The sequence below is a fragment of the Pseudomonadota bacterium genome, from assembly GCA_030775045.1.
GTDB lineage: Bacteria > Pseudomonadota > Alphaproteobacteria > JALYJY01 > JALYJY01 > JALYJY01.
The window spans coordinates 1-4100 of the sequence record JALYJY010000122.1 but is presented as its reverse complement, the minus strand read 5'-3'; the positions used below and the strand labels follow the sequence as shown (position 1 = coordinate 4100).

The window sequence follows — 4100 nt, the reverse complement described above, 5'->3', positions numbered from 1 at the left end:
ACAGGGCCAGGCCTGTGCGGTTGGCCACACGGAAAATGTGGGTGTCCACACCAATGGACGTCTCCCCAAACACGGTATTCAGGATCACGTTGGCCGTCTTGCGCCCCACGCCGGGCAGGCTTTCCAGCGCTTCCCTGTCCCGGGGTACCTGGCTGCCGTGCTTCTCGACCAGCATGCGGGACAGGGCCAGAACGTTTTTCGTCTTGGTGTTGAAAAAGTTGATGGTCTTTATGCGGTCACGGAGGCCCTCCTCCCCCAGCACCAGCATCTTTTCCGGTGTATCGGCCACCGGAAACAGGTGGCGCGTAGCCCGGTTTACCCCGGCGTCCGTGGCCTGGGCCGACAGGACGACAGCCACCAGCAGGGTATAGGGGTTGGTGTATTCCAGCTCGGTCCGGGGGGCCGGATTGAGGGCGGAAAAGCGCCGGAACATCTCGTTGATCTGGGCAGAATTCATGAATGACGGCCTGGACAGTGTGCGGGATACTGTTTATAGAAAATATCCGGATTGTTCTACTCCGGATCGTTCTACAGGGATGACAGACATGTCCGACACAAACCGTTCCCCGGGCAAGACCGGCCCTGCCCTCGTTGTTCTGGCCATTGCCCTTCTGGCCGCCAATGCTGTGCTTGAGCACCTGCTCCCCGACGCGCAGAGGACCTGGATGGCGGGCGAGAATGGTGCTGTCGAGCTGGGACAGTTTGCTGTCCTGATGCTGGCCATGCTGTCCGCCCTCGCTTTCCAGGCTGATCCGGTGATCAGAAAGAATGCCCTGGCCCCGTCTTGGCTTCTGCTGGCCGCCGCGGGGTGTTTTTATGTGGGCATGGAGGAGGCCAGCTGGGGCCAGTGGTTCTTTCACTGGCCCACGCCGGAAGGATGGGCCCTGATCAACGACCAGCAGGAAACCAACCTGCATAACACCTCCTCCTGGTTTGACCAGAAACCACGCGCCCTTCTGGAAATGGGCATCATTATCGGCGGCATCATCCTGCCCCTGCTGTACCGGACAGGGTCCCGCCACCCACGCAAGCCCTGGCTGGACACCCTTGTTCCCGGCCTGTATCTGATGCCCCTGGCCCTGCTGGCCGAGGCCGTCCGCCTGGAGGAATTCGTCCTGAAACTTCCGGGCATGGACGGCCAGGTCTTTTTCTTTGCCCGCCGGTCCAGCGAAATCCAGGAATTCTGCTATTACATGTTCATACTGGCTTATATATGGGATCTGCGCGGGCGCCTTCATCGCAATGTGCAGGGCACACCATGACCACAGATCAGGACCAGGAAAACCGCCGCCGGATCAGGGCCCGGAACCTGGCCACCCTGGCGGCCCTGGTGTTTCTGGTGATCCTGCTGTACCTGGTCGCCATCGTCCGCATGTCCGGAGCTGCATGACCCCTGATATCCAGCGCCGCAACCGGCTGGTCCTGCTGTCATTGCTCGCTTTGGTGGGAGTTATGGCCGGACTGGCGTTTGCCTCCGCCCCGCTGTACAGCCTGTTCTGCCGCATCACCGGATTTGGCGGCACGACACAGCAGGCCTCCACCCTGCCCGGCCGTATACTGGACCGCACCATGACTGTGCGCTTCAATGCCGATGTTCATCCGGGTCTGCCCTGGGCCTTCACTCCCAATGACCGGGAGGTGACGGTCCGTCTGGGCCAGCAGGGCATGACCACTTATACAGCCCGCAACCGCAGCGTCTCTCCCGTTACCGGGGTTGCTGTCTACAATGTGACGCCGGACAAGGCCGGTGTGTATTTCAGCAAGATCGACTGTTTCTGCTTTGCCGAGCAGTCCCTGGCGGCAGGCCAGACCGTGGATATGCCGGTGCTGTTCTTTGTTGATCCGGCCATGGCCGATGACCCGGCCCTGAAGGATGTGGACACCATCACCTTGTCCTATACCTTTTTTCAGGCTAAATCCTCTGCACTGGAAGACCGCCTGAAAACAGACGCGGAAAAGGAATAGATCCATGGCCCACGCAACACATCATACGGCACACGCAGGCCCGGAAACAGCCCGGAAACAGCCTTTCCACCTGGTGGATCCCAGCCCCTGGCCCCTGCTGACCTCGGCCGCGGCAGGCGTTACAGCTCTGGGGGCAGCCCTGTTCATGCACGGCAAGGGCTGGGGGATTGTGGCCGGTGGCTTTGCGGCCCTCCTGCTGATGATGGTCCTGTGGTGGCGCGACGTGATCCGGGAAGCAGTGGTGCAGAAAGCCCACAGCCCCGAGGCAAAGGTCGGTTTCCGCTATGGCATGGCCCTGTTTATTGCGTCCGAGGTCATGTTTTTTGCTGCGTTCTTCTGGGCCTTTTTCAATGCCAGCCTGTACCCGACCGAGGCCACGGGCGGTATGTGGCCGCCAAAAGGTATCCATACGGTTGAGGCATTCGAGCTTCCCCTGATGATGACCCTGATCCTGCTGCTGTCCGGCACCACAGTCACCTGGGCCCATCACGCCATTCTGGACGGCAACAGGCGGGACGCCGTAAAGGCCCTGGCCATTACAGTCTTCCTGGGCGTCTTCTTTACCTTTTTCCAGGCGTATGAATATCACCATGCGGCCTTTGGCTTCCGGCAGGGGATCTATCCTTCCACCTTCTTCATGGCCACCGGCTTTCACGGGTTCCACGTTCTGGTCGGCACAATCTTCCTGGCCGTCACCCTGTTCCGCACGCAGAAAGGCCATTTCACACCGCAGAGCCATTTCGGGTTCGAGGCCGCCGCCTGGTACTGGCACTTCGTGGACGCCGTGTGGCTGTTCCTGTTTGTGGCCATCTACTGGTGGGGATCTTGACCCTGCCCGACACGGTGTGGGCGGGCCTGAAAGGCCGCTGTCCCCGGTGCCATCAGGGGAAAATCCTCCGGGGTCTTTCCGCACTGGTGGAAACCTGTCCCGTCTGCCACCTGTCCCTGACCACTGATGACAGCGGTGACGGGCCCGCTGTTTTCCTGATCTTTATCCTGGGAACCCTTGTTGTCCCTCCGGCCCTCTGGCTGGCCCTGTCCGTGGACTGGCCCCTGTGGGTCCATGCCATCCTGTGGTCTGCTGTTATCCTGGGCCTGACTGTGGGAATGCTGCGCCCGGCCAAGGGGCTGACCGTAGCCCTGGGGTACCATTTCCGCACCCGGTCATGAAAGCCTTTCGCCCCACACTGTGGGCCACTGTATTCACCATGACAGGTGTAGCCCTTCTGCTGGGTCTGGGGTTCTGGCAGCTGGAACGGCTGGAGTGGAAAACGGCCCTGCTGGCCACCATCCGGGAAAGGACTACAGCCCCATCCATCTCGCTGCAGGAAGCCCTGGTGCTGAAAGACCAGGCAGAATGGAGGCACGTCCACGCATCCGGCTATTTCCTTTACGGAAAGGAACTCTATAGACTGGCACCCTCCGAAAAGGGACAGCCCGGCTGGCATACCATCATCCCCATGAAACTGGACAATGGCCGGATCCTGCTGGTCAACCGGGGATGGCTGTCTGAAGAGTCCAGGCAGTCTGCAAAAAGGGATTACAGTCTTCTGCCAGAAAGGAGCAAGATCACAGGAACCCTGCGGCTGCCCAACCCACCCGGCGCCCTTGCCCGCTGGGCCGGGGTCAGGAACAATCCCCGGCAGAACCGCTGGCAGTGGATCGACATTCCGGCCATGGCCAGCGCGGCAAACACGGACCCTGCACTTGTCCTGCCTGTTGTTCTGGATACCAGCCAGCCCCGCCTGTCCTTTCCCAACAACCACCTGCAGTATGCCCTGACCTGGTTTTCCCTGGCCGCAGCCCTGCTGGTTGTCTGGGGTATCAAAAGCCTGGACAGCAGATCCTGAAAGGGTTACTTGTCAGCCCTGCCCTTTTTCTCCAGGGTTTCTCCACCTTCTCGATAAAAAGGCTCCCCCATGCGCCCCTCAGGACGTTCTCCGGACCAGCTCCGCCAGGTATCCTTTGAGCCTGGCTTTGCCCGCCATGCGGAAGGATCCTGCCTGGTACGCTTTGGCGATACCCATGTCCTGTGCACCGCCAGTATCGAGACAAAGGTGCCACCGTTCCTGCGCAATACCGGTCTGGGATGGGTCACGGCGGAATACGGCATGCTGCCCCGCTCGACCCACACC

At 60.7% G+C, this 4100-nt stretch carries 7 protein-coding genes; 6 read left to right on the top strand and 1 reads right to left on the bottom strand.

Features of this window, described 5'->3' with window-relative positions; all coding sequences use genetic code 11:
* The coding region (locus M3O22_08765) for an endonuclease III (GenBank protein ID MDP9196832.1) at positions 1-457 on the bottom strand (457 nt) is incomplete at its 3' end.
* Between the two features lie 88 nt (positions 458-545).
* On the opposite strand from M3O22_08765, the gene M3O22_08760 reads away from it, so the two are divergent.
* From M3O22_08760 to M3O22_08735, 6 genes are all read left to right on the top strand, one after another.
* A complete protein-coding gene (locus tag M3O22_08760; GenBank protein MDP9196831.1) occupies positions 546-1262 on the top strand; it encodes a hypothetical protein in 717 nt (238 codons plus the stop codon).
* Positions 1263-1386: 124 nt separating this feature from the next.
* Positions 1387-1965, top strand: coding sequence for a cytochrome c oxidase assembly protein (locus M3O22_08755; GenBank protein ID MDP9196830.1), 579 nt, complete (start codon positions 1387-1389; stop codon positions 1963-1965).
* Between the two features lie 4 nt (positions 1966-1969).
* The gene (locus M3O22_08750; GenBank protein ID MDP9196829.1) at positions 1970-2794 is read left to right on the top strand and encodes a cytochrome c oxidase subunit 3; all 825 of its coding nucleotides are present in this window, start codon (positions 1970-1972) and stop codon (positions 2792-2794) included.
* Positions 2791-3135, top strand: coding sequence for a DUF983 domain-containing protein (locus M3O22_08745; GenBank protein ID MDP9196828.1), 345 nt, complete (start codon positions 2791-2793; stop codon positions 3133-3135). Before M3O22_08750 ends, M3O22_08745 begins: the two co-directional genes overlap by 4 nt.
* Complete coding sequence (locus tag M3O22_08740; protein ID MDP9196827.1) at positions 3132-3815, top strand: SURF1 family protein; 684 nt, start codon at positions 3132-3134, stop codon at positions 3813-3815. The genes M3O22_08745 and M3O22_08740 overlap by 4 nt, the downstream gene beginning before the upstream one ends.
* 69 nt (positions 3816-3884) lie before the next feature.
* The coding region (locus M3O22_08735; protein ID MDP9196826.1) for a ribonuclease PH at positions 3885-4100 on the top strand (216 nt) is incomplete at its 3' end.

Bases quoted from the DNA above. Each gene is read 5' to 3' on its own strand.
- M3O22_08760 (MDP9196831.1), top strand. From the start codon at position 546: ATGTCCGACACAAACCGTTCCCCGGGCAAGACCGGCCCTGCCCTCGTT.
- M3O22_08755 (MDP9196830.1), top strand. From the start codon at position 1,387: ATGACCCCTGATATCCAGCGCCGCAACCGGCTGGTCCTGCTGTCATTG.
- M3O22_08750 (MDP9196829.1), top strand. From the start codon at position 1,970: ATGGCCCACGCAACACATCATACGGCACACGCAGGCCCGGAAACAGCC.
- M3O22_08740 (MDP9196827.1), top strand. From the start codon at position 3,132: ATGAAAGCCTTTCGCCCCACACTGTGGGCCACTGTATTCACCATGACA.